The sequence below is a fragment of the Actinopolymorpha pittospori genome (assembly GCF_014873875.1).
Taxonomy (GTDB): domain Bacteria; phylum Actinomycetota; class Actinomycetes; order Propionibacteriales; family Actinopolymorphaceae; genus Actinopolymorpha; species Actinopolymorpha pittospori.
The window spans coordinates 5,677,813-5,701,407 of the sequence record NZ_JADBEM010000001.1 but is presented as its reverse complement, the minus strand read 5'-3'; the positions used below and the strand labels follow the sequence as shown (position 1 = coordinate 5,701,407).

The following is a 23,595-nucleotide window of genomic DNA, read 5'->3' as shown; positions in this document are numbered from 1 at the left end:
CGCATGACGATGGATCCCTCGTTGGTGGCCGAGCCCGCGGGCTCGGCCACCAACGACACCGACCGGTCCCCCGCACGTGGCGGTAGCGGCTTCGCGCGTTACCTCCTGGGCAAGCTCGGCGGCGCCGCCATCTCGCTGGTGATGGTCGTCTTCTCGGCGTTCTTCCTCTTCCGCATCCTCGGCGGCGACCCCGTCGACGCGTTGACGAGGGACGTCCCGACGAGTCCCGCCGAGCGGGCAGCACTCCGCCACACGCTCGGGCTGGACCAACCGCTCCCGTTGCAGTTCCTCAACTATCTGAAGGGCGTCCTCACCGGCGACCTCGGCGACTCCTACCAGTACCAACAGTCGGTCACCAGCCTGATCGCCGAACGCCTCGGCGCGACCATCCTGCTCACCGGGACGGCGCTCGTGATCGCGGCCGCGCTCGGCCTGTGGATCGGCACCCGCGCCGGATGGCACCAGGGCAGCAGGTTCGACAAGGTGCAGGTCGGCGTCTCGCTCACACTCTGGTCCGCACCGACGTTCTGGTTCGGGATGATCATCATCATGGTGTTCGCCCGGTACCTCGGGCTGTTCCCCATCAACGGCATGATCTCGCCCCACACCCCGCCCGGCTTCTGGCCGCAGACCATCGACACCCTGCACCACCTGGTGTTGCCGGTGCTCACGATGACCGCGGTGATCTACGCGCAGTACGTCCTCGTCATGCGCTCCTCGATCCTGGAGGAGAAGGACGGCGACTACCTCGTCACGGCCCGCGCGAAGGGTCTGCGCGACGACGTCGTACGCCGCCGGCACGCCGTCCCCAACGCAATGCTGCCCACCGTGACCCTGGTCTTCCTCCAGCTCGGTGGCGTGGTCGGCGGGGCGATCCTCACCGAGACGGTGTTCAGCTGGCCCGGACTCGGGCTGCTCGCCTACCAGGCGTTGAAGATCCCGGACCTGCCGCTGCTCCAGGGCACGTTCCTGTTCTTCTCGACCGCGGTGATCCTCGCCAACACGGCCGCCGACATCGTCTACCGGTTCCTCGACCCGAGGGTGCGACACGCATGACCACACAACCCTCCGGTACGCCGGACACCCCGGCGCTGACCTCCGTCCGGTCGGTCGTCTGGGAACGCCGCAAGGCGGCCCTGCGGCGGTTCTGGCGGTCCTACCGGCAACAGCGCGCCGGCGTCATCGGCCTCGCCGGGCTCCTCGTCATCGTGGTGCTCTCGTTGGCCGCCCCGCTCATCACCGACGAGAGCGGCCTGGACGTGACCCAGGCGACCGGCGACCGGCTCGAGCCGCCGAGCTTCTCCTTCCCACTCGGCACCGACGAGACCGGCCGCTCCGTCCTACTCCTCACCCTGTGGGGTGCCCGCATCTCGCTGCTGGTCGGCGTGACCGCCACCCTGCTGGCGATGGGGATCGGCACCCTGGTCGGCATCGCCGCCGGCCACTTCGGCGGCTGGTTCACGGGGCTGCTGATGCGGGTCACCGACTGGTTCATCGTGCTGCCCCGGCTGGTGCTCGCGATCGCCCTCGCCGCCGTCCTGGGGCCGAGTCTCACCACCATCGTCGTCGCGATCGGCGTCACCTCCTGGCCCGGGACGGCCCGGCTGATCCGGGCGCAGACGCTGGCCGTGGAGGCGCGTCCGTACCTCGAACGCGCGAAGGCACTCGGTGCCGGGCACTGGCACCAGATGACCCGGCACGTACTTCCGAACGTCATGCCGCTCGTGCTCGCGAGCACGACGCTCGAGGTCGCGAGCGCCGTCCTCGCGGAGGCGACCCTGTCGTTCCTCGGGCTCGGCGATCCCTCCCGCGTGTCGTGGGGAAGCATGTTGAGCCGGGCCAACTCCTCCGGCGCGGTGACCTTCGGCGCCTGGTGGTACCTCCTGACGCCCGGCCTCGCCATTCTGGTCGTCGTCTTGTGCTTCACCCTGTGTGGCCGCGCCCTCGAAGCGGTGTTCAACCCCAGACTGCGAGGTCGCTAGGCCGTGTCTCCCACATCCCCGTCCCCCGCCTCCCCCGCGGCCCCGTCTCCCACGTCGGCGCCCCTGCTCGACGTACGCGACCTGGCGATCACCTACCACGGCGCCCGCGGCGACATCCCAGCCGTCCGCGGTGTCAACCTGACCTTGCAGCCGGGTGACACGCTCGGCATCGCCGGTGAGTCCGGCTGCGGCAAGTCCAGCCTGGCGCTGGCACTGCTGCGTCTCCTCCCCGCGGGCACGACCGTGGAGGGGCAGATCCGGATCGACGACGAGGACGTCCTCGACATGTCCTGGGGACGCCTGCGTGCTCTGCGGTGGGCCGGCGCCTCGATCGTCTTCCAGGGCGCCATGCACGCCCTCAACCCCGTCCACCGGATCGGCCGCCAGATCGCGGAGCCGATCCTGCTGCACGAGAAGGTCAGCGAGGCCGAGGCGAACCAGCGGGTGGACGAACTCCTCACCCAGGTTGGCCTGCCCACCTGGCGGGCCCGCAGCTATCCGCACGAACTCTCCGGTGGGCAGCGGCAACGGATCATGATCGCGATGGCCCTCGCCTGCTCACCCCGGCTGATCATTGCCGACGAGGCGACGACGGCGCTCGACGTGATGATCCAGGCGCAGGTACTCGAACTCCTCGGCACCCTGGTCGCCGAGCGTGGGATCGCTCTGCTCATGATCAGCCACGACCTCTCGGTGCTGTCGGCCAACTGCCGACGGCTCGCCGTGATGTACGCCGGTCAGGTCGTCGAACTCGGCCCGGCCGGAAAGGTGTTCACCGACCCGCTGCACCCGTACTCCGGTGCGCTGGCGTCGGCGTTCCCGAGCGTCGGCGATCCCGCCGCGCGCGGCCGTCCGCGTGGGCTGGGCGGCGACCCACCCGACCCGGCGGCGCTGCCGAGCGGATGCCCGTTCCATCCGCGCTGCCCCGTCGTACTCCCCGAGTGCGCGTCGACGCCGGTGCCGCTGCGCGCGGCCGGGCCGGACCGGGTCGCCGCGTGCCTACGGGTCGAGAGCACCGCCGACGCCACGAGGAGTACCCCATGAGCGAGTCCCCCGTCCTGTCCGCCCGCGGACTCGAGGTGGACTTCCGGGTCCGCGGCGGCCGCCGGGCGCGCGCCGTCGACGGTGTCAACCTCGACCTTGCACCAGGGGAGATCCTCGCCCTCGCGGGTGAGTCGGGCTGCGGCAAGACGACGCTCGCCCGCACGCTGCTCGGCCTGGTCCGTCCGAGCGCCGGAACCGTGGAGTACGCCGGCGCCCCACTGCCCACCAACTCCGCCGGGCTCAAGGCCTACCGACGTTCGGTGCAACTCGTGCTGCAGGACCCGACCGGTGCCCTCAATCCCCGGCACACGGTCTACGAGGCGGTCGCCGAGGGTCTGCGCATCCACGGCATCACCGACAACGAGCGGGAACGCGTGGCGCGGGCGTTGTCGCACTGTGGACTCCGACCGGCCGAGCGCTTCTTCCTCGCATACCCCCACGAACTCTCCGGTGGCCAGCGCCAGCGCGTGGTCATCGCCGGCGCTCTCGTCCTCGAGCCCAAGGTGATCATCGCCGACGAGCCGGTGGCCTCCCTCGACGCGTCCGTACGCGGCGAGATCCTGGCCCTGCTGCTGCGGCTACGTGAGGAGTTCGGGCTGGCCGCGCTGGTCGTCACCCACGACCTCGGACTGGCCTGGAGCATCGCCGACCGGCTCGCCGTGATGTACCTCGGCAGGATCGTGGAGTCGGGGCCGACCGAGCAGGTGCTGACCGCGCCCCAGCACCCCTACACGCGGGCACTCGTCTCCGTACTCCCCGACTCCCCCGTCGGCGCGCCTCTCGTACTGACCGGCGAACCACCCGACGTCACGCAGATTCCGGTCGGCTGCCGCTTCCACCCGCGCTGCCACGCACTGGCCTCCGGAGCCGCGGAGGCCGCCGGGGTCGCCATGCACTGCCGGCGTGCCCCGCTTCCGGTGCTGGGCGCCGAGCCCGACCGGCACAGCGTGGCCTGCCACCTGCACGCCGCCTCCTCCTCCGCGAGCGGCGCCGCGTGAGCACCGGAAACGTGGGGAAAGCCGCCAAAACGGGCAGAACTCCCGTGCCCCGCCGGGGCGGTCGGCGCCGGGACCGACCCTTGTGGCCGGCCCGGCGACCGCGACTTGCCGCCGGTTGTCAGAATGGGACCCGATGAGCGAGCAACCACCGGGCGGCCGGCCCGACCAGCCAGCGCAGACCTTCTACGACGCGGTCGGCGGTCACGCGACCTTCGAGCGCCTGGTGGCGCGTTTCTACGCCGGAGTCGCCGAGGACCCAGAGCTCCGCGCGCTCTACCCCGAACCCGACCTCGCGGGCGCCGAAGAGCGCCTGCTGCTGTTCCTCGAGCAGTACTGGGGCGGTCCCCGTACCTACTCCGAACAGCGCGGGCATCCGCGGCTGCGGATGCGGCACGCGCCGTTCGCGGTGACCGAGGACGCTCGCGATCGCTGGCTTGGCCACATGCGGACGGCGGTCGAGGAGTTGGGACTCGACCCGGCGCACGAGCACCAGTTGTGGACGTACCTCGTGATGGCGGCCAACTCCATGGTCAACACCGTCGAAGGCCAGCGTCCCAACCTGCTCGGCTAGAAACGCCCGACACCAACGCGTGGCGGTGTCCTACGCGCGACGACAACGCCGCCAGGGTGGATGCGGACGCCGCGCCCTACGCACGCCGCGATCGGCGTGAGGAAACACACGGTGGTGGGATAGGCCATCCGACTTGCCTGGTGGTGCGGTGACCGGAAAGCTCGGCGCATGAGTATCTCCTCCGCCGCATGGTGGCGCACCGCCGTCATCTACCAGATCTACGTTCGGAGTTTCGCCGACGGCAACGGCGACGGTGTGGGCGACATCGCCGGCATCCGGTCCCGGCTCCCCTATCTCGCCGAGCTTGGTGTCGACGCGATCTGGATCACCCCGTGGTACGCCTCACCGATGGCGGACGGTGGATACGACGTGGCCGACTTCCAGGCGATCGCCCCGGAGTTCGGGACGCTCGCCGAGGCGGAGGCGATGATCGCCGAGGCACACGAGCACGGGCTGCGGGTGATCCTCGACATCGTGCCCAACCACACCTCCGACGAGCACGCGTGGTTCCGCGAGGCGTTGGCGTCTGATCCCGACTCGGCCGAGCGGGCGCGGTACTGGTTCCGCCCCGGCCGCGGACCTGACGGCGCGCTGCCGCCGAACGACTGGCGTTCGGTCTTCGGCGGTCCGGCCTGGACCCGACTCCTCGACGACCAGGGCGTCCCGGAGGACTGGTACCTCCACCTGTTCGCGCCGGAGCAGCCCGACCTGAACTGGTCCAACCCCGAGGTCCACCGGGAGTTCGAGGACATCCTGCGGTTCTGGTTCGACCGTGGCGTCGACGGCTTCCGCATCGACGTCGCGCACGGCCTGGACAAGCACGCCGCCCTTCCCGACATCGGCCTGGACGAGGAGGAGCTCCTGGCCGAGCCGGACATCGCCGACCACCCGCACTGGGACCGCGACGGCGTACACGAGATCTACCGCGACTGGCGACGGGTCGCCGACTCCTACGTCGACTCCCCGCACGGTCCGCGTGTCTTCGTGGCCGAGGCCTGGGTCCGCACGGCCACCAACCGGCTCGCGCGCTACCTGCGTCCGGACGAGCTCCACACCGCGTTCAACTTCGACTTCCTCAAGTGCGCATGGGACGCCGCTCAGCTGCGTGCCTCCGTCGACCACAACCTGCGCACCCTCGGCGAGGTCGGCGCGGCGCCCACCTGGGTTCTGTCCAACCACGACGTGATCCGCCACGTCACCCGCTACGGACGGGACACCGACGACATCCAGCGACCGGCTGGCACCGTTCCCACAGACCTTGCCCTGGGCACGGTCCGCGCCCGCGCGGCCGCGCTGTTGATGCTGGCCCTTCCCGGTGGCGCCTACGTCTACCAGGGCGACGAACTCGGTCTCGCCGAGGTGGAGGATCTCCCGCTCGACTCGCTGCAGGACCCGATCTGGGAGCGTTCTGGTCACCGGGTCCGCGGTCGCGACGGCTGCCGCGTGCCGCTGCCGTGGACGGGTGACGCGCCCGCGCTCGGGTTCGGCGCCGCCGCTGCGTGGCTTCCCCAGCCGACGGAGTGGAAGCAGCAGACGGTGGAGGTGCAGACCGACGACCCCACCTCCATGCTCGCGCTCTACCGCGAGGCACTCCGGGTCCGTCGTTCCCTTCCGGACCTCGCGGGTGACGAACTCCGGTGGCAGGCACACGGCGAGGACGTTCTCGCGTTCGACCGGGGCACTGAGTTCCGTTGCGTCGTCAACCTCGGCTCCGAACCTGTCGAGCTTCCCGCCGACGCGGAGGTGCTGCTCGCCAGTGCGCCGCTCGCCGACGGTGTGCTTCGCAGCGATGTGGCTGCCTGGTTGCGGATCAGAAAATAACCCCGCAATTTTGCAAGTACGCCTTGGGACATTGGTCTGTCGGCGTCAGCGTGTCCTCATTCGTCCATCGCGGACGAAGTTGTCTCGCTGACACGACAGAAATCTCAGATGTACGATCAAGTCCCAGTACGAGCCCGTTCCCGACTCACTCGTCAGGAGGCTCGCCATCACGTTCCCACGATCGCCTGCCGACCACCTGCCACCCTTCCGAGGATCGACGTCGCTTCCCGAGACCGCCGACAACCTGACGCTGTGGTACGACGCGCCTGCCAGTGACTGGGAACGCGAAGCCCTGCCGATCGGAAACGGCACGCTCGCCGCGTCCGTCTTCGGTGGCGTGGCATCCGAACGCCTCCTGCTCAACGAGAAGACGTTGTGGACAGGCGGCCCTGGCGCGTTCGAAGGCGGTCGCGCCTACCGCTACGGCCTGTGGGACTACCCCCGTACGGGTGTGCTCGACGACGTACGTCGCAGGATCGCCGCCGGTGAGCACCTGGCACCGGAGTGGCTCGCCGAACGCTTGGGCCAGTACGACACCGCCTTCGGTGCCTACCAGCCGTTCGGCGAACTCCACTTCGACCTGCACGATCCCGGCTCGGCGCCGAAGGGCTACCGCCGCGAACTCAGCCTGTCCGAGGGCGTCGCCCGCGTCGACTACCACCTGGACGGTACGCACTTCTCCCGCGAGCACATCGCGAGCCATCCCGCCGGCGTGATCGCGACGCGGTTCCAGGCCAGCGAGCCGCGCAAGTTGTCCTTGACAGTGCGCTTCAGAACTCCGCACCCGGACCCCCGCGTCCACGTCCACAACGGCCGGATCACCGTCCGGGGCACGCTTCCCGACAACGGACTCACCTACGAGGGACAGGTGCTCGTCATCGCCGAGGACGGTTTCCTCTACGACGGCGAGGACACCGTCTCCGTGCGCGACGCCTACGCCGCCACGGTGATCTTCTGCGCCGGCACCGACTACTCCCCCAGCTATCCGCACTACCGCGGCCGCGACCCGCACCGCCCGCTGACCCGCCGTGTCAACGCCGCCGCGGCGCAGCCCTATGCACACCTGCGGGCGGCACACATCGCCGACCACGCCGGCCTGATGGGCCGCGTCCATCTCGACATCGGCCAGCCCGCCAGCCTGGCCCTGCCCACCGACGAACTCCTCGCCCGTTACGACGGGGTTGGGCCGGACAGTCGGGCGCTGGAGGCGATGTTCTTCCAGTACGGTCGCTACCTCCTCATCGCCTCCTCCCGCCCAGGCTCGCTGCCGGCCAATCTGCAGGGCATCTGGAACGCCTCCACCACCCCGCCCTGGTCGAGTGACTACCACGTCAACATCAACCTGCAGATGAACTACTGGCCGGCCGAACCCACCCACCTCGCCGAGACCGTCGGTCCGCTGGTCGACTACATCGAGGCGATGGTGCCGCCCGGGCGCGAGGCGGCGAGGACCATCTGCGGAGTCGACGGCTGGGTGGTCCAGAACCAGACCAACATCTGGGGCTTCAACGGCGTACGCCAGTACGCCACCTCGTTCTGGTTCCCCGAGGCGGCGGCCTGGCTGTGCCGCCACCTGTGGGAGCACTACGAGTTCAGCGGCGACGTCGGTTATCTGCGCGAACGTGCCTACCCGGTCATGGTGGAGGCGGTGCGCTTCTGGCTCGACTTCCTGGTCGAGGACCCGGCCGACGGCACCCTGGTCGTGTCGCCGAGCTACTCCCCCGAGCACGGGCCGGTGACCGCGGCTGCCGCCATGTCCCAGCAGATCGTGTGGGACCTCCTCTCCAACACGATCGCCGCCAGCGTGGTGCTCGACGACGACCCCCGGCTGCGTCAACGAATGGTTGACACGCGCGAGCGCCTCGATCCGGGGCTACGGATCGGCTCGTGGGGGCAGTTGCAGGAGTGGAAGGCCGACCTCGACGACACCACCGACGACCACCGGCACGTCTCCCACCTGTACGCGCTACATCCGGGCGCACAGGTGTCGCCGCTCGACACCCCCGAACTCGCCAAGGCCGCACAGGTCTCCCTGCGGGCCCGCGGCGACGGCGGCACCGGCTGGAGCAAGGCCTGGAAGATCAACTTCTGGGCGCGACTGCACGACGGCGACCACGCCCACCTGATGCTGCAGGAGTTGCTCCGGCACTCGACGCTGCCCAACCTGTGGGACACGCATCCGCCGTTCCAGATCGACGGCAACTTCGGCGCCACCGCCGGGATCGCCGAACTCCTCGTCCAGAGCCGGCTGGACGGCGGCGTCGCCTCCATCCACGTCCTCCCGGCCCTTCCCGCCGTCTGGGCGGGCGGACAGGTCGCCGGACTCCGGGCGCGTGGCGACGTCACGCTCGACATCACCTGGGCCGACACCCATGCCATACGGATCGACCTGGTGCCGGGCAGAACCGGTGTGCTGCGGGTCACCGGTGACCTCTTCGCGACGCCGTACGCCCTGCTCGACCAGAGCACCAGCGAACCCGTCGAGCACACCCGCTGCGACTCCGACGACACCATCGCCTTCACCGCGCAGGCCGGCCACCACTACCGCGCCTCCGCCAGACGGCACTGACGCGCACCAGCCTGGGCGGCGGCTCCCAGCCCAGTGACACGGTGGACCCGGGGCGAGAAGCCGCCGCCGGGTCCACCGTGTCAGGTGTGGGTTCGTCCTCAGCCGGAGGTGGGGAAGGTCACGAGGTCCTTGATGCGGACCGGGCTGCCGGATGCGAACGACCGGTTCGCCGCGGCACCGACGAGCATCGCGAACGCACCGTCGACGTGGCTGGCCCCGCGACCGAGCGGGTCGGGCTCCTGCTCGGGTCCCAGCAGGTCGGCCAGCAGCCGCCGGTCCCCACCGCCGTGGCCGCCGCTGCCCTCCTCCACGGTGACGGGCTGCGGGACGTCCCAGAGCGGACGCAGGGTGAGCCGGGCGGTGTCGATCGGCTTGGCCGCCGTCCGTCCGGGCTTGTTGGGGTCGTGGGCGGCGCCGCTGACGTAGGAGCGTTCCTCCACGTCGAGTTCGAGCCGTCCCTTGGTGCCGTTGAACATGACGCGGTAGCCCTCCCACGGCGAGTACGCCGTGAGGTGGTAGGTCATCGTCGCGCCGGTCTGATAGCGCACCAGGACGGCCATGTCGTCCTCGATGCTGATGCCGTCGGTGAAGACGTTGCGGTCGCGGATGTAGCCGTCCTCGTGCTCGGCGTCGAGGTAGAGGGACCGCAGCGTGGCGTCGCCGGCGAGGTCGATGGCCCACGGGTCGGACCCGAGGTCGGGGCTGCCGTGACTGCGGTAGGAGCGGACCGCCTGGCCCCGGCTCTCCGCGTTGTCCCGACCGTAGAAGCGCAGGCCGCCGAACCCGAACACCGTCTCCGGCGTCGCACCGAGCCACCAGTTGACCAGGTCGAAGTGGTGGCTCGCCTTGTGGATCATCAGGCCGCCGGAGTTGCGCTTGTCGCGGTGCCAGCGGCGGAAGTAGTCAGCGCCGTGCCGGGTGTCAAGGACCCACTCGAAGTGGACCGACAGCACATCGCCGATCGCACCGGACTGGATGAGGTCCTTCACCGCCGAGTTACGCGGTGCGTACCGGTAGTTGAAGGAGACCGTGAGCTTGCGACCGGTGCGGGCCTGGGTGTCAAGGATCCGCTGACACTTCTGCTCGTCGGTGGTCAGCGGCTTCTCGCTGATCACGTCGCAGCCGTGCTCCATCGCGGTCACGATGTAGTGGTCGTGGGTGCGGTCGACGGTCGTCACGATCACGACGTCGACCCGCTGCTCCTCGAGCATCCGGACGAACTCGTCGGCACCGTACGTCGGGATCGGTCCGGCACCGTGGGTGTCGCCGAACGTCTTGTTCTGGTAGCTCATCCGGGTCCGGTTGAGGTCACACAGACCGACGAGCTCACCGTGCTCGCGGTAGTCGGTGAGGAGGGCCGTGGTGAACATCCGGGAGCGCGAGCCGAGCCCGACCACGGCGTACCGCTTCCGCCCCTGGACGCCATCCGACGGCGAATCCGCCTCGGCGTCGTTTCCCTGTGTGGACGGTTGTTGCGTGGTCATCTGGGCTCCTCTCGAGGAAGGTCGTGCGAGGCACTGTCACCGGCATCGTGCCGTGCCGAGTCATCGCGATCGCCCAGGCTGGACCCACAGCTGCCGAGCCCACGTGGCGGAAGGACGGCACATAAGGTAAGCGCTTTCTCGCCACTAGACTACGCCGGCCTGGGCCGGCGAGACCGCCCCGTACGCCGTGTCGCGTCACTGGCACTATCCGAAACCGGACGAGGGAGCCGGCAGACGTCCCACGGCGGCGACGAGGCGCCATCCCGATGACGGGCGGCCCAACCCGCGCACCGGTCCGACCGGGCTACGGTCCGACCGCCCGGACCGGCGTCGAGCGGGGACCGTGGTCGACCCGAGACCTGGTGCCCTGGACACCGCCCGCGTTCGCGCGTATTCGTCCCGCCCGTGGCGACGGCGAACCCCTAAACTTGCCGCTGTGAGCCAGCTTCCCGAACCCACCGACGCGAGTCACGTCCGCGCTTCGGACGCTGACCGTCAGCGGATCGCCGAGGTCCTCCGTGACGCCGCGGGCGAGGGTCGCCTCACCCTCGAGGAGCTCGACGAGCGCCTCGACGGGGTGTTCGCGGCCAAGACCTACGCCGACCTGGAGCGCTTCACCAGCGACCTTCCGGCCGACTTCGCCGCTTCCGCCGCCCTCGCCCGGACGGCCCCCACGCCGAAGGCGGTGGCATCGAACGACCGGGTGACCGGCGGTACGGCGCGCCACGCGTTCTCGGTCGCCGTGCTGTCGGGGGCGACCCGGCGCGGGGCCTGGCTCGTGCCTCCGGCCTACACCACCGTCGCCTTCATGGGCGGCGTCCAGATCGACCTTCGTTCCGCTCGCTTCACACAGCGGGAGGTCACGATCCGCGCCTTCGCTGTGATGGGCGGGATCGAGATCATCGTGCCGGAGGACGTCGCGGTGGTGGTCGACGGCGTCGGCATCATGGGCGGATTCGACGATCACAGCTACCACGTCGAGCCGGTCCCCGGCCAACTGACGGTCCGGGTCACCGGGCTGGCGTTCTGGGGTGGCGTCGAGGTCAAGCGCAAGGGGAACGGGAGCAAGGGCTCCAAGCCCGAAATCGAGAAGTAGCCGGGACTGCTCGTCGCGGGAGTCCGCGCGCGGCCTCGTGGCTGGTGCCTCGGCCAGGGCAACCGGACGAGCACTCCTCAGCTCGCGTCGTCGCGGAACTTCTCGAGCCAGGTCCGCTCGTCCGCGCTGAGCCGCCGGGCATGATCGGCCTTCGCGTCGTACGCGGCGAGGACACTCTGTGCGGTGGCGAAGGTCGTGTCCTCGTCCCGCAACTCATAGCTGAGCGAACACGACGAGTTCCGGATCCCGGTCACCCAGGTCTCGACGATGATCGGCTCAGGACGAAACAGCAACGGACGCCGGTAGTCGATCTCGTGCCGCACCACGACGAGTTCTCCCTCGAAGGTGGTGACGCCTGCCTCCTTGGCCCCTTCGAAGAACAACGCCACCCGGGCGTCTTCGAGGTAGCGGACGAAGCTCACGTTGTTCACGTGGCCGTAGGCGTCCATGTCGGACCAGCGCAGCGGGCAGGGAAAGACGAATCGACTCACGTGGCGATCCTCTCAGGCAGGGATCGTCGACCGGTCGGGGTGGGGTACGTGGCCACCTCGCGGGCAGCGGCGGACGTGACCACCGACCGACGCTGACGCCCCGAAACGACCAGGCGGCCACGACCCGAGGTCGCGGCCCCCTGTCAGGTTCGCCTACCGCCAATGTGTGCTGCTTACTTCTGCAGGACCGCCTCAATGCTGATCTGCACGGTCACGGTGTCGCCGATAAGGAACTTCTCGCCACCGAGCGGGACGTTGGCGTCGACGCCGAAGTCCTTCCGGTTGATCGTCGTCGAGGCTTCGAATCCCGCGCGGGTGTTGCCGTAGGCGTCCTCTGCCACACCGAGGAACTCGGCGGCGAGTTCGACGGGGTTGGTGACGCCCTTGACGGTAAGGTCGCCGAGAAGCGTGAACTCCTCGCCCTCGCCGCGAACACCGGTGGAGACGAACGTCATCGTCGGGAACTTCTCGATCTCGAGGAAGTCGCCGGAACGCACGTGGTCGTCACGCTGCTGGTTGCCGGTGTCGAGCGACGCCAAGGAGACGTTGACCGTGACCGTGGACTTCGCCGGGTCGCCCGGGACCTCCAGCGCGCCTTCGAACTCGCGGAAGTTACCGCGGACCTTGCTCATCAGGTGACGAATCGTGAAGCCAACCTCGGAGTGGACCGGGTCGATGGTCCAGATGCCACTGGTCAGGTCCGGCGTCGTCGTGGGGCTGCTCATGGTGAAACCTCCACAAAGGCGGTGGAATTGAAGATTCAACTTCAAGGACGCTAGCTTCAACCTGATTGAACTGTCAACTATTCCGGGTAGGCTGACTTCATGGAGACGACCAGGTGGCTCACCGCCTCCCAGCAGCGCGCCTGGCGGGCGTACCTCATGGGCAGTGCGCGGCTTATGGAGCGGCTCGACCGTGACCTGCGCGCACTCGGTCTGTCGATGCCGGAGTACGAGATCATGGTGCGGCTCTCGGAGGCTCCCGAACGCACCCTCCGGATGGCCGAGCTCGCCGACTCGGTGAACCACTCGCGGAGCCGGCTCACCCACACGATCGCCCGGATGGAGGCGGCCGGCATGGTGGAGCGGGACACCTGCGCCTCCGACCGCCGGGGCGTGCTCGCCCGCCTCACCGAGGCGGGATATGCCCGACTTGTTGAGGTGGCGCCGACCCATGTCTCCGGCGTGCGGGACGGGCTGGTCGATCTGGTGAGCGACGAGGACTTCGAGGTGGTCGGACGGGTGTTCGAGGCCGTCGGAGCCCGCGAGGTGCAAGCCTGCCGCAAGCACCGAGCCGAAGCGGCGACCGAAGACGCCGCCACGACAGCTGCGACGAAGAGCGCGACCGCGGACTGACCGCCGCCGAAGACGTGACCGACACCGCTCCGGGCAGCGTCACCGCGGGCACATCCTTGTCGACACCGGCCGCGTACTGCCCACGCCACAGAAGCGGCACCTCGACCACCTTCACGTTCGGTGGTCGAGGTGCGCTGCACGCCGGATCAAGAAAGCAGTTCGCTCAGTCGCGGGTCAGCCGGCGGTGGGTGACCCGGTGCGGACGGGCCGCCTCGGCCCCAAGCCGCTCGATCTTGTTGGCCTCGTAGTCGGCGAAGTTCCCCTCGAACCAGAACCACCGGCCGGGGTTCTCCTCGGTGCCTTCCCAGGCGAGGATGTGCGTGGCCACGCGGTCGAGGAACCACCGGTCGTGGGAGGTCACGACTGCGCATCCGGGGAACTCGAGCAGCGCGTTCTCGAGCGACTGCAGGGTCTCGACGTCGAGGTCGTTGGTGGGCTCGTCGAGGAGCAGCATGTTGCCGCCCTGCTTCAACGTCAGGGCGAGGTTGAGCCGGTTGCGCTCTCCGCCTGACAGGATCCCGGCCCGCTTCTGCTGGTCGGGTCCCTTGAAGCCGAACGCCGCGACGTAGGCACGGCTGGGCATCTCGAAGCTCGCGACCCGGATCCAGTCCAGGCCGTCGGAGACCGCCTCCCAGACGTTCTTCTCGGGCGGGATGTTGGCCCGGTTCTGGTCGACGTAGGAGATGCTGACCGTCTCACCGACCCGAAGGTCGCCGTTGTCGGGCTTCTCCTCCCCCACGATCATTCGGAACAGCGTCGTCTTGCCCACGCCGTTCGGTCCGATCACACCGATGATGCCCGCACGCGGCAGGGAGAACGACAGGTCCTCGATGAGGAGCCTCTCGCCGAAGCCCTTGCGCAGACCGTTGGCATCGAGCACGACGTTGCCCAGGCGGGGCCCCGGCGGAATCTGGATCTCTTCGAAGTCGATCTTCCTCGTCCGCTCGGCTTCGGCGGCGAGCTCCTCGTAGCGCTGGAGGCGGGCCTTGTTCTTCGCCTGGCGCGCCTTCGGGTTGGACCGCACCCACTCGAGCTCCTGCTCGAGGATCCGCTTGCGCTTCGCGTCCTTGCGTCCCTCGACGCTCAGTCGCTGCTGCTTCGTCTCGAGGTAGGTCGAGTAGTTGCCCTCGTAGGGGTGGGCCTTCCCGCGGTCGAGCTCGAGGATCCAGCTCGCAACGTTGTCGAGGAAGTACCGGTCGTGTGTCACGGCCAGGACGGTGCCTGGGTAGGCGCCCAGGTGCTGCTCCAGCCACTGGACACTCTCGGCGTCGAGGTGGTTGGTGGGCTCGTCGAGGAGGAGCAGGTCGGGCTGCGACAGCAGCAGCTTGCACAGCGCGACACGCCGGCGCTCACCACCGGACAGCCGGGTCACGTCGGCGTCGCCTGGCGGGCAGCGCAGGGCGTCCATCGCCATCTCGAGCCGGGAGTCGAGGTCCCAGGCGTCGCGGTGGTCGAGCTGCGTCTGCAGCTCCCCCATCTCGGCGAGCAGGGTGTCGTAGTCCGCGTCGGGATCGGCGAGTTCGGCGGAGATGTCGTTGTAGCGGTCGAGCATCGCCTTCGTCTCGGCGACACCTTCCTGGACGTTTTCGAGGACGTTCTTGTCCTCGGAAAGCGGCGGCTCCTGCTGGAGCATGCCGACCGTCGAACCGGGCGCCAAGAGCACGTCGCCGTTGGACGGCTGCTCCATGCCCGCCATGATCTTGAGCAGAGTGGACTTACCCGTCCCATTGGGACCGACGACGCCGATCTTCGCGCCGGGTAGGAACGAGAGCGTCACGTTGTCGAGGACGACCTTGTCGCCGAGCGACTTGCGGACGCCGCGCATCGTGTAGATGTACTCCGGCACGTCGATCCACCTTGAGGGGGGTTGGGAACAAAACAAGACGACGACTACCTATCCTGCAACACCGAGCAAGCGTGGTCACTGCCGGGCGGCGTCCTGCCCTCTCTCGTGGCGGGGGTGGGCAGCACCGCGAGCGGGAGGAGGCCGCCCGGCAGTGTCGAGGCGCGGGGGCGCGTGGCCCCCCGCACCTCCGGCGGACCGGTCAGGCGGCCCGCCGATCGGCGTCGTCCGAGGTCGCGGTGCCGACGGCCAGGGGGCCTTGGTCGTCAGCTCGCGGGCGCGTGGGCAGCGCGCCCTCCTCGGACGAAACGCCGACATCTGCGAGATCACCGGTGCTTCCTGACTCGCCCGAAGGCCCGGTGATCTTGGAGGACGCCGCCACCTGCTCCTCGGTTGGCTCGGCGTCCCAGCTACGCGCCAACTCCTCCGCGGCCGAGGCGTCGGAGTTCACCTCTCGCTGCTCCCGGCGGGCACGGCGGAACGCGGACGTACCTCGCGTCAGGTCGTGTCCCACTGTTTGAGCGTCGATCTCGACCGTCGTCCCGCTCCGCCCGTCGCGCTCCCACGTCTCCACGCGAAGCCGTCCGAAGGCCAGGACGGGGTCCCCCCTTGTGGACGCTGGCCGCGACGTTCTCAGCGAGGGAGCGCCAGCACACCACCGTGACGTAGGTGGTCCTCCCGTCGACCCAGCCGCCCTGACTACGGTCGTAACGTCGGGGTGTCGAGGCCAGCCGGAATGACACGAGCGACGTACCGCGGTCAGACCTCGCGAACCGCAGATCCGTGGCAACGTTGCCTGAGATGCTGATCATCGTCTCGTTCATGGGCGACCCTCTCTCGTGGCTGTGGTCACCACAGTGGCGGAGCCAGTGCAGGCGGAGGTCGACCACGCGAGGCGCTGTGGATAGAACGCCTCAATCCGGACTTGTGGATAAAAACCGGGCACAGCGGGGTACCTACCGTGTCCGCATCTGGCAGGGTCTCCACTACGCTGTGGCGCGGTGGCGCCAACGGGGGCCATCCAGCAGACTCGCGCCCGTAGCTCAGTGGATAGAGCACCGGACTTCTAATCCGATGGTCGGAGGTTCGAATCCTCCCGGGCGCACCCTCTGACCTGCGAAAACGCGCGAAGGTCTCTACCGACTTGCCGAGCTCAGGGTGCGAATTCGCCCCTAACGACCGCACCCGCGAACGTCAGCGACGCTGAACCAACTGATCGACAAATGGCTCGCCGAGGTACTGGACGTCGCCACCAGCACGCGCACCGCCTACGAGGGGAACATTCGCAAGCACATCCGACCTTCCTTGGGCCCCATGCCCCAGCAGGCACGTCCAAACGGCGCCGCGTATACGCCGCGCGGCGCTGCAACTGCCGATCGGCGACCTGCGGGAAGCGCCTGACCAGCACAAACGCCGAGCCGACAAGCAGAGCCGACGGTCCGCACACCGTTGCCTCGAACGCGCCGCTACGACGACGGCCCCGGACCTGATTGCGCAGGTCAGGGGCCGTTCGTGCTGGTGTGGCAGGTATTGGGCAAAACCACGTAATGACGGAGCGCAATGTGACAGGTCTGATGGCCAGACCTGGGGCGGAACGTTGCCGGCAGACTAGGCTTCGACGTCGCGTCAAGACCTTTAGCCCACCGGGCTCAAGCCGAGAACGGCACCGCACCGCTACCCCAACGTCAGGCTGGGCGGAGGATCACGCCGTCGGCTGGGTACGTCTCGGTGTCCCCGCTGGCGCGGACCACGACCACCCTGGGCAGGCCCTCACCGAGGGTCACCGTGGCCTCATCGCCCTTGTGAAGTCGAACGGGCTTCGGTTCGGGCCGGTCGCGAACCACACTGCCGAGCCCGCGGACGGATTCCACCAGACCCTCGGCGCGTAGCAACGACAGTGCGGCGCGCACAGCTGTCCGAGCGAGTCCGTACTCCTGCCCCAGCGCCGCCTCGGACGGGAGCATCTGGCCAGGCTCGAACTCGCCGGCGCTGATCCTCTCTCGGATCTGGTCAGCGAGCTGGCGGAACAGAGCGCGGTCCGCGTTCGGGTCGATCATGGTGCTTCGGAACATATGTCCGGGCAGGACGCTGTCAGGTTGTCCCCACAGGCTCCTAGGGCTACAGTGATACAGGCGATAGATCATCGGCCCCTGGCAGAGGGGTCGGAGGTCCCCAGGTCGGTGTGGCCCTCGGAACGACGCGGTGGCCGCACCTTCGGCTTCAAAGAGGTGTGGCTCTCTTGCTCTGGAGACTCGGCAGGTTCCTTCTCTTCGCGGCGTTCGGCTACCTGCTCATCGCGGTGGTGACGCGATGACGTGGGAAGACGCCCTTGCGAAGGTCGAGGAACGACAGGCAGAACGACGGAACACCAGCGAGACGTACGCCGTTAAGTTGCACGGCATCCTCGCCGAGCACTATCGGGTCGAGGTGCTGGAAGCCCGGCGCGGGTGGGCCGTGCGCGTCGACGACCCCCACGACGCCAGCCTCTCGATCACACTCCGCTGCGTCGTCGGCGAGAGGCGCGCCTACTGGGAGTGGATCGCGTTGCTCCCGCCGGTCGCCGACGCCGACGACTTCGACAGCGTCCTGACGTTCGTACGCCACTGGCTCGGACCGTAGGTCCGTGCGACCAGCCACGGCGGGACTCGGGACCGGGCTACCCGGGTCCGGGCCTCTCGACTCGACCACCAGATTCGTCGCCGACCACCGCTGGGTGGCATGTGGGACATCGGAAGGGCTGTTCATCGATGGTTTCGCGCATACGGGTGAGCTCGTCACACGTCCCACACCAGTGGGGGCGTTGGCGCCGCGCGGCGGGCGGGGACGGGAGGTCGTTCAGCCGCGCCGACAGCACCGCGTACGGACTCCGGACACCCTCGGGACTCGCACCCAGATGCTTCGCGAGATCCTCGCTCGTCCAGCCAGCCTCCAGCGCCGTGGCGACGGACGGCACCAGGCGTTCGGCGGCGCTAGCGCCTATCCGCCATCGCGGTCCGAGCGACTCGAGCACGGCGAGCTCCAAGGCGCGGGCATCTGAGCCTGGCGGCTGGTCACGAGGGTCGAGCGCAGTCGACGGACCTCCTCCTCCCGGCGCATCGGTCCACTGCTCACTCTCTGGAGGGGAGGGGGAGGAGGGAGGACTGGGTCTGGACTGGGTTGACCGAACCGCCTCGGAAGTTCGATCGGCGTTCCGCCGAACATCGTCCGAACTCACGAGCTCTCGGGAGTCACCGGGACTCCTGTCATCATCGAGACTGGAATGCTCAGGGGCTCCCGCCACAGCTGGGCCTTCCTTGTCATCGAGGTCCGTGCCATCAGTAGTCGAACGCCGAGGGCCACGCCGTGCGCGGCGCATCCGCACGCGTGCACCCGCCCGGCCCTGCTCGATCTCGCGCCGAGTGGGCTGTACGCCCTTCCACTCCACGAACCGGTACCCCTCCTCGACCGGCTCCCACAGACCTACGTCGACTAGCTTCCGAGCGCTCGCGGCGGTGCCGCCAAGCGCGGCCAACATGTGCTCGGGCACCATCCCGTCCGACAACTGCTGCGCACACCACGAGCCGGCGCGCGTCCAGAGGCCGATCGCAGCGTTGCCAGCCGCGACAGCCTTCTCGTCGAACGCGAACGTGTCACACACAGCTCCGAGCCGGTCATGAAGCTGGCGGCGGGCCCACGACCGGCACGTGCCCTTCCCTGGCTGGGATCTTCCCGGCGCCCCGCTTCGCGGGCGGAGGAGCCGGACGCCGTGGTCGTGCTCGGATCGTCCTGGCCGCAGACGCCACGAAATGGTTCGTGAAGGCGGACCGTAAGGGCGAGGACACGAGCGCGTTCTTCCTGTCGACGTCCTGAACCACGGCATACAGCGCCTCCTGACCTTGCTCGGGATTCTCTTGCGATGGGCGGGCGTATCGAGCCGGCTGTTCGCTCGACTACATAGAAGGTGCGCGCAAGAACGTCAGAGTCGCCCAGAGTCCCGCCACTCAGGACGCCCCCGCGGCCGATCACGGTGGGGACCTACGGTCAGAGCTGCTCGCCTCTGGTGATGTCGACGATCGTCACGTCGGGGTGTGTGGCCGCCAGCTCCCGGCGCGCCTGCTCCCACACACTGATGCTCATCTCCTGGAGCTCGACGTCGATGTTCGCACCGGTCATCACGTGGTACTGCGCGACCGCGTCGTCCCTGTTCCCGAACCCCGCCACCAGGTCTCCCCCGGCGACCACGAACCGCTTGCCCAAGTCCTCGGTCACGGCTGGCTCACTGACCTGCGAAGCAGGTCAGGTCTGGTCGAGCCTGACCGGCGTCTCGTCCCACAACCGATGCCATCCGGGGACGGTCGAGGTGTCGCCACGGTGGCGGACGTACTTGTCCAGCGCGAGCAGGTCACGCCGTGGGCACCCGTGCTCAAGGGCCTGCACCTCTCTCGATATTTCGGTACGCAGTCGATCGCGGTCGATGTGGCCGGAGGACGCCAGCGAGTACAGCGCCGTCCACTGCCCGCCATGCCACTCGGCCGCGAGGCGACGTGCCTGCCCATCGTTGATGATCGGATCCACAAATCGCCCTTCAGATCACTCCCAACCGACGCCGACCGACGACCTCGCCGCACGGACATCAGGCCATTGCGCGATAGCGCCCGTGCCCAGTCCGTTCGACACGGCCGTCCCTAGTCAGGTCCGCCAGGATCTGGTGAACGCGGGAGGCGGAGTACCCGGTTACCGACACGATGTCCGCCGGGCTCGCCGCCCCGGCGCTGAGAGCCTCGAGAACGGCGAGGTGGCCCTTGGTGCCGTCGCCGTCCACCTCGGAAGTCGCGGCGCAAGACGTGACGCCTTCGAGACCGCCGGCAGGACCAGGAGCGGGTCCGGCGCGCGAGTTCATACCTTCGCCGGGAGCCGAGGGCAGGCCCATCGCCTGCAGAAGGGTTTCCGCGGCCACAGCGTTGAGGCCGCTGCCTCGCGCCGGCGACACATGGCTGCCGATCACCTCGGACGCACTGAGTGTGCCGTTCCGCACCGCTTCGAGCTTGTCCTTCGATGCCTGCACGGAGGCTTCCGCGCGCGCCGCGCGCTCGGCGTAGGCCGGTCCAGCCGCGTTGCTCGATCCGGGGTCCAACCGAGCAGCACGAGGGCTAGCAACCCCCATCTGGCCGAACGGGTCCTTGCACAGGCGGTTGCGGAACGGCGCGAGCCGGGAGAACCCCTCGACGCGGATGGTGAAGCCGTAGCCCTTCACATCGGGCAGCCGCTTCGGGTCCATCTCCAGCCCGGCCATCAGCGAGCCGGCGTAGTTGGAAGCCGTACGGAAGCAGATGCCGTTCCCCGCCATGATCGACAACCGCAGCGCCTCGTCCCCACCGAACGTCTCGATGCCGGGGTACTGCGAGACAACGATGAAACAGATCCCCAGCTTGCGAACCTTCCTGGCCAGGGACGACAGCCGCTTGCCCCAGACCCCCTTGAGCACCTCGTGGGCCTCGTCGATGGAGACGACGAGCAGTGGCCGATCCGGGCGAGGGGTGAAACCGGTCCAGCCTTCCGTGGCGTTCTCGAACTCGCGCCAGGCTGCGACCCGCTCCACCGCGCACAGCATGTCCTCCGCGCCGGACAGGTCGACATACCAGTCCGCGTACTTCTTCAGCGCCGGGCTCGACGCACCGCCTTGCGGGTCGATGAACCAGTTCACCACCAGGCCGGACCACATGGCTCCGATGATGATCGACTCCAGCGTCCGGGACTTCCCCGAACCGGGCGCGCCGATCAACGCTCCCGACCAGGCGGAGCCGTCGTTGTCGCCGCTCTCCCCCGGCGTCCACAGCCGCCAGCCCGCCTCACCCATCCAGTCGGCGTACGGACCGATCGACACCGCGCCGTCCCTCCAGGTCGGACCGAGGTACGGCGGATTGTCCTCGACCGGCGTCTTGGTCATGACCTTCAGGAGACCGAGGTTCGGGACCTGGGAGGGATGGTCCTCGACCACCAGCCGGCTGGTCTGCAGACCCAGCCCACCCGCGATCCGCACCATCGTGTTGATCGCGTCCCCGATCGACTGCTGGCCGCGGACGAACTCGATCGTGTACTGCCGTCCGTGCTCGAGCGGTTCGGGTTTGGTCAGCCGTGCACCCGGAAGTGCTCCGCGCTGGCCGGCGACGAAGCTGTCCCAATCCCGAACGACGTTGTCTGCCGGCCTCGAATCAGGCAACACACCGGGAATGTCCTTGATCGTGCCGTAGGTCGTGATCCGCGTACGCCGCCACCAGCGCGCGGCCAGGACGTACTCGCCGGTCAGGAGGATGCTGACCGTGACCGCGGTCAGCCAGACGCTGGCAGCGACCAGCCATCCGCCGGCGAAGACGGCCGACACATATATGTGGAGACGCCAACGCGCCGGAACCTGGCGGCGAGCCAGAGCCCAGCCGGCGAGCAGCGTCACCGTGGAGACTGTCGCGACCACCGCGGTGATCCCCACGCGGTAGATCCCGTTAGTCCTCAGGTTGACCAGCGCCACCATGAAGGCCAGCGCCAGGAGGGCGAGCGCGACCAGGTGCGGGAGAGCCGGACGGCGCAGCCGCCACAGAGAGGACCGCACCTCCCGCCACCAGCTGACGCTTCGAGTTACCTGATCACGCGCGCCCTGGGCCGATCCAGGTGAACGAGAGGACTGTCCGGGCGACACTTCCTTGGCCCCACGAGCGCCAGGTTGCCGGCGAACGGTGGAGGCTGCCGGTGCTGCCATCGACGTATCTCCTTTCGCGAGCCGGTACGAGAGGGTGGGTGGCGCCCACGACTGGGGGCAGGGAGCCGCGGACGCCACCCGGTTAAGCGGTGGACCCCCGGGTGGGGGGAGCCCAGGGGCCCACCGGTCTGTGGGTTACTGGCGAAGGGCGTCGCGCCCGACCTCGAAGCCGGCGGCAGCCGCCCGGTCACGGATGTCGACCGCCGCGCCGCAGACGATCTCCGCGAGCTCGGCGACGGCCACCTCCGCCGCTGACACCGCTTCCGCCGCGCGCACGGCGGCACCCTGCGTGCCCGCTCCGTACTCGTCGACGGCGAGGGTATTCGCGAAGTTGAGGAACGCGACCTTGATCGCCGGGAACACCGTCGCGTAGGACTGGACGAACGCCTGCTTGGCGTCCAAGGTCGGTGCTTCTCCCGACGCCAGGGCCGGACTGGCCGTGCTCGTCGAAACCGTCATCTCCTCGGTCCCTTCTCTCTCGTTCGGTACGGGTGAGTCGCTCGCGTCGTCGGACGCCTCGGGGTTGTCGGCCAGGTCGTCGCCACCATCGCGGGGCTGTCGAGGTGGGGCGAGCGGAGCAGGCTCGGGCTGTGCTTCGGCGGGCGGAGTCTCGGGTTTCCGCCCGCCTGACCTCGGCCCTGGCACCACGGGAGCCACCGGCACGTCGGTCTCGCCTGCCTGCCGGTCGGCGGGTTCGCCCGCGCCGCCGAGTTTGCGCTTCCGCTTCTCCGCCGCCCGCCCCCAAGCGTTACGCCAGCGCTGGGCGGGCCCGGTCTGCCACCAAGCGGCAGCGAAGTCGCGGGCCGGTCGAGGCTTACCGCGGTCGCGATGCTCGCCGGATCGCCTGCGATCCCAGCGGTCCTGACGCTCGTCCCACCGCCGCTGCTGACGCTGGTACTGGGTGTCCCACGCGAGCGCCCACAACCCGGCGAAGTAGTCCCGCGCCGGACGCCTGACCGGCGACTGGCCGGAGTTCGCGGCTCGTGTGGCTTTCAGCTCCAGCCGCTTCAACCGGTACTGCTGGGACGGGAAGGTCCTACCGGTGGCGCCGGCCCACGCGTCCTTGGCCGCGCGCTGGACCAGCGCCGCCACCAGCATCGACATGACGAGGATCTCCATCGCCGGCTCACAACCCTCCGACGACGTCGCCGAGTGCCTGCGCGACGGCGGTACCCGCGGTCGCCACCAGCTCGTTGATCCGGCCGGGGAGGGCCGCCATCACGCCACCGAACGTCGCGACCGCCAAAGGGATGACCAGCAGCGCGAGCCACGGCGTTGCCTTCGTCGCCCGGCCGCGCTTCGGGTGCATGTCGATGATGAGGATCGCCGTGACCACGAAGGTAACCAGGGCGGGCACAGCGGCTCCGAACAGAATCCCGGTGACGGTGCCGCCCACCATCCCCAGCGTGCTGGTCACCCAGGCGATGACGGCACCGAGCATGCCGGCCAGGCAGGCCCCGGCGATCAACATCAGCCACGGCGTGCCCTGCGGCAGCTTGTGCTTCTTCAGGCACACGCACGCGATCCCGAACATGATCGCGCCGAGTGCCGCAGCGGACAACGCGCCCATGTGGACCCCTTTCTTCCCTGTCTTCCGGATCGTGGTTG

The 23,595-nt window shown here is 69.0% G+C and carries 24 protein-coding genes and 1 tRNA gene; 13 read left to right on the top strand and 12 right to left on the bottom strand.

Annotated elements, in window-relative coordinates; all coding sequences use genetic code 11:
* Positions 1 to 3 precede the first annotated feature (3 nt).
* The 7 genes from HEB94_RS26715 (at position 4) to HEB94_RS26685 (ending at position 8,985) form a co-directional block, all read left to right on the top strand.
* Positions 4 to 1,056 carry an ABC transporter permease gene (locus HEB94_RS26715; RefSeq protein ID WP_192752446.1) on the top strand — a complete coding sequence of 351 codons (1,053 nt, stop codon included), beginning with the start codon at positions 4 to 6 and terminating at the stop codon, positions 1,054 to 1,056.
* Complete coding sequence (locus tag HEB94_RS26710) at positions 1,053 to 1,982, top strand: ABC transporter permease (protein ID WP_192752445.1); 930 nt, start codon at positions 1,053 to 1,055, stop codon at positions 1,980 to 1,982. The genes HEB94_RS26715 and HEB94_RS26710 overlap by 4 nt, the downstream gene beginning before the upstream one ends.
* A gap of 3 nt (positions 1,983 to 1,985) precedes the next feature.
* Positions 1,986 to 3,026 (top strand): oligopeptide/dipeptide ABC transporter ATP-binding protein, encoded by a 1,041-nt coding sequence (locus HEB94_RS26705; RefSeq protein ID WP_192752444.1) that lies wholly within the window; start codon positions 1,986 to 1,988, stop codon positions 3,024 to 3,026.
* Positions 3,023 to 4,024, top strand: a complete 1,002-nt coding sequence (locus tag HEB94_RS26700) for an ABC transporter ATP-binding protein (protein ID WP_192752443.1) — start codon at positions 3,023 to 3,025, stop codon at positions 4,022 to 4,024. The genes HEB94_RS26705 and HEB94_RS26700 overlap by 4 nt, the downstream gene beginning before the upstream one ends.
* A gap of 133 nt (positions 4,025 to 4,157) precedes the next feature.
* Entirely contained in the window at positions 4,158 to 4,595 is a 438-nt protein-coding gene (locus HEB94_RS26695; protein WP_192752442.1) for a globin, read from the top strand.
* Positions 4,596 to 4,763: 168 nt separating this feature from the next.
* Positions 4,764 to 6,416 (top strand): glycoside hydrolase family 13 protein, encoded by a 1,653-nt coding sequence (locus HEB94_RS26690; protein ID WP_192752441.1) that lies wholly within the window; start codon positions 4,764 to 4,766, stop codon positions 6,414 to 6,416.
* A 196-nt stretch (positions 6,417 to 6,612) separates the two neighbouring features.
* The gene (locus HEB94_RS26685; protein ID WP_337918556.1) at positions 6,613 to 8,985 is read left to right on the top strand and encodes a glycosyl hydrolase family 95 catalytic domain-containing protein; all 2,373 of its coding nucleotides are present in this window, start codon (positions 6,613 to 6,615) and stop codon (positions 8,983 to 8,985) included.
* A gap of 98 nt (positions 8,986 to 9,083) precedes the next feature.
* Here HEB94_RS26685 and HEB94_RS26680 read toward each other — a convergent pair whose 3' ends face one another.
* Positions 9,084 to 10,469 (bottom strand): Gfo/Idh/MocA family protein, encoded by a 1,386-nt coding sequence (locus tag HEB94_RS26680; RefSeq protein WP_192752440.1) that lies wholly within the window; start codon positions 10,467 to 10,469, stop codon positions 9,084 to 9,086.
* Positions 10,470 to 10,905: 436 nt separating this feature from the next.
* Between HEB94_RS26680 and HEB94_RS26675 the strand changes: the two genes are divergently transcribed.
* Positions 10,906 to 11,565, top strand: a complete 660-nt coding sequence (locus HEB94_RS26675; RefSeq protein ID WP_192752439.1) for a DUF1707 domain-containing protein — start codon at positions 10,906 to 10,908, stop codon at positions 11,563 to 11,565.
* 77 nt (positions 11,566 to 11,642) lie between these two features.
* Here the strand turns inward: HEB94_RS26675 and HEB94_RS26670 are convergent, their stop codons facing one another.
* Together HEB94_RS26670 and HEB94_RS26665 are read right to left on the bottom strand one after the other, a co-directional pair.
* On the bottom strand, positions 11,643 to 12,056 hold the full coding sequence (locus HEB94_RS26670) for a thioesterase family protein (RefSeq protein ID WP_192752438.1): 414 nt from the start codon (positions 12,054 to 12,056) through the stop codon (positions 11,643 to 11,645).
* Between the two features lie 173 nt (positions 12,057 to 12,229).
* A complete protein-coding gene (locus tag HEB94_RS26665; RefSeq protein WP_192752437.1) occupies positions 12,230 to 12,781 on the bottom strand; it encodes a YceI family protein in 552 nt (183 codons plus the stop codon).
* Between the two features lie 99 nt (positions 12,782 to 12,880).
* Here HEB94_RS26665 and HEB94_RS26660 point away from each other — a divergent pair, with 99 nt between their 5' ends.
* A complete protein-coding gene (locus tag HEB94_RS26660) occupies positions 12,881 to 13,411 on the top strand; it encodes a MarR family winged helix-turn-helix transcriptional regulator (protein ID WP_192752436.1) in 531 nt (176 codons plus the stop codon).
* Between the two features lie 163 nt (positions 13,412 to 13,574).
* On the opposite strand, the gene ettA is transcribed toward HEB94_RS26660, so the two are convergent.
* From ettA to HEB94_RS54785, 3 genes are all read right to left on the bottom strand, one after another.
* Positions 13,575 to 15,257: an energy-dependent translational throttle protein EttA gene (gene ettA, locus HEB94_RS26655; RefSeq protein WP_192752435.1), complete on the bottom strand. Its 1,683-nt coding sequence runs from the start codon at positions 15,255 to 15,257 to the stop codon at positions 13,575 to 13,577.
* A gap of 199 nt (positions 15,258 to 15,456) precedes the next feature.
* Positions 15,457 to 15,768, bottom strand: a complete 312-nt coding sequence (locus HEB94_RS26650) for a hypothetical protein (protein ID WP_192757208.1) — start codon at positions 15,766 to 15,768, stop codon at positions 15,457 to 15,459.
* Complete coding sequence (locus HEB94_RS54785; protein WP_420481606.1) at positions 15,665 to 16,066, bottom strand: single-stranded DNA-binding protein; 402 nt, start codon at positions 16,064 to 16,066, stop codon at positions 15,665 to 15,667. The genes HEB94_RS26650 and HEB94_RS54785 overlap by 104 nt, the downstream gene beginning before the upstream one ends.
* Positions 16,067 to 16,286: 220 nt before the next feature.
* On the opposite strand from HEB94_RS54785, the gene HEB94_RS26640 reads away from it, so the two are divergent.
* Positions 16,287 to 16,359 (top strand) — tRNA-Arg (locus tag HEB94_RS26640).
* 98 nt (positions 16,360 to 16,457) lie between these two features.
* Positions 16,458 to 16,655: a tyrosine-type recombinase/integrase gene (locus HEB94_RS54780; RefSeq protein WP_192756683.1), complete on the top strand. Its 198-nt coding sequence runs from the start codon at positions 16,458 to 16,460 to the stop codon at positions 16,653 to 16,655.
* Between the two features lie 284 nt (positions 16,656 to 16,939).
* On the opposite strand, the gene HEB94_RS26630 is transcribed toward HEB94_RS54780, so the two are convergent.
* On the bottom strand, positions 16,940 to 17,311 hold the full coding sequence (locus HEB94_RS26630; protein ID WP_192752433.1) for a GntR family transcriptional regulator: 372 nt from the start codon (positions 17,309 to 17,311) through the stop codon (positions 16,940 to 16,942).
* A 253-nt stretch (positions 17,312 to 17,564) separates the two neighbouring features.
* Between HEB94_RS26630 and HEB94_RS26625 the strand changes: the two genes are divergently transcribed.
* On the top strand, positions 17,565 to 17,873 hold the full coding sequence (locus tag HEB94_RS26625; RefSeq protein WP_192752432.1) for a hypothetical protein: 309 nt from the start codon (positions 17,565 to 17,567) through the stop codon (positions 17,871 to 17,873).
* A 640-nt stretch (positions 17,874 to 18,513) separates the two neighbouring features.
* Entirely contained in the window at positions 18,514 to 18,726 is a 213-nt protein-coding gene (locus HEB94_RS26620; protein WP_192752431.1) for a hypothetical protein, read from the top strand.
* A gap of 548 nt (positions 18,727 to 19,274) precedes the next feature.
* On the opposite strand, the gene HEB94_RS26615 is transcribed toward HEB94_RS26620, so the two are convergent.
* From HEB94_RS26615 to HEB94_RS26595, 5 genes are all read right to left on the bottom strand, one after another.
* On the bottom strand, positions 19,275 to 19,502 hold the full coding sequence (locus tag HEB94_RS26615) for a hypothetical protein (protein ID WP_202896567.1): 228 nt from the start codon (positions 19,500 to 19,502) through the stop codon (positions 19,275 to 19,277).
* 27 nt (positions 19,503 to 19,529) lie between these two features.
* Positions 19,530 to 19,808 carry a hypothetical protein gene (locus tag HEB94_RS26610; protein WP_192752430.1) on the bottom strand — a complete coding sequence of 93 codons (279 nt, stop codon included), beginning with the start codon at positions 19,806 to 19,808 and terminating at the stop codon, positions 19,530 to 19,532.
* A 58-nt stretch (positions 19,809 to 19,866) separates the two neighbouring features.
* Entirely contained in the window at positions 19,867 to 21,840 is a 1,974-nt protein-coding gene (locus tag HEB94_RS26605) for a helix-turn-helix transcriptional regulator (protein WP_192752429.1), read from the bottom strand.
* 282 nt (positions 21,841 to 22,122) lie between these two features.
* Positions 22,123 to 23,106: a hypothetical protein gene (locus HEB94_RS26600; protein ID WP_192752428.1), complete on the bottom strand. Its 984-nt coding sequence runs from the start codon at positions 23,104 to 23,106 to the stop codon at positions 22,123 to 22,125.
* Positions 23,107 to 23,113: 7 nt separating this feature from the next.
* Complete coding sequence (locus tag HEB94_RS26595) at positions 23,114 to 23,557, bottom strand: hypothetical protein (RefSeq protein ID WP_192752427.1); 444 nt, start codon at positions 23,555 to 23,557, stop codon at positions 23,114 to 23,116.
* Between the last annotated feature and the right edge of the window lie 38 nt (positions 23,558 to 23,595).

Bases quoted from the DNA above. Each gene is read 5' to 3' on its own strand.
- HEB94_RS26695 (WP_192752442.1), top strand. From the start codon at position 4,158: ATGAGCGAGCAACCACCGGGCGGCCGGCCCGACCAGCCAGCGCAGACC.
- HEB94_RS26660 (WP_192752436.1), top strand. From the start codon at position 12,881: ATGGAGACGACCAGGTGGCTCACCGCCTCCCAGCAGCGCGCCTGGCGG.
- HEB94_RS26630 (WP_192752433.1), bottom strand. From the start codon at position 17,311: ATGATCGACCCGAACGCGGACCGCGCTCTGTTCCGCCAGCTCGCTGAC.
- HEB94_RS26700 (WP_192752443.1), top strand. From the start codon at position 3,023: ATGAGCGAGTCCCCCGTCCTGTCCGCCCGCGGACTCGAGGTGGACTTC.
- HEB94_RS54785 (WP_420481606.1), bottom strand. From the start codon at position 16,066: ATGATCAGCATCTCAGGCAACGTTGCCACGGATCTGCGGTTCGCGAGG.
- HEB94_RS26690 (WP_192752441.1), top strand. From the start codon at position 4,764: ATGAGTATCTCCTCCGCCGCATGGTGGCGCACCGCCGTCATCTACCAG.
- HEB94_RS26620 (WP_192752431.1), top strand. From the start codon at position 18,514: ATGCTCAGGGGCTCCCGCCACAGCTGGGCCTTCCTTGTCATCGAGGTC.
- HEB94_RS26595 (WP_192752427.1), bottom strand. From the start codon at position 23,557: ATGGGCGCGTTGTCCGCTGCGGCACTCGGCGCGATCATGTTCGGGATC.
- HEB94_RS26680 (WP_192752440.1), bottom strand. From the start codon at position 10,469: ATGACCACGCAACAACCGTCCACACAGGGAAACGACGCCGAGGCGGAT.
- HEB94_RS26665 (WP_192752437.1), bottom strand. From the start codon at position 12,781: ATGAGCAGCCCCACGACGACGCCGGACCTGACCAGTGGCATCTGGACC.
- HEB94_RS26710 (WP_192752445.1), top strand. From the start codon at position 1,053: ATGACCACACAACCCTCCGGTACGCCGGACACCCCGGCGCTGACCTCC.
- HEB94_RS26625 (WP_192752432.1), top strand. From the start codon at position 17,565: ATGACGTGGGAAGACGCCCTTGCGAAGGTCGAGGAACGACAGGCAGAA.
- HEB94_RS26600 (WP_192752428.1), bottom strand. From the start codon at position 23,106: ATGGAGATCCTCGTCATGTCGATGCTGGTGGCGGCGCTGGTCCAGCGC.
- HEB94_RS26715 (WP_192752446.1), top strand. From the start codon at position 4: ATGACGATGGATCCCTCGTTGGTGGCCGAGCCCGCGGGCTCGGCCACC.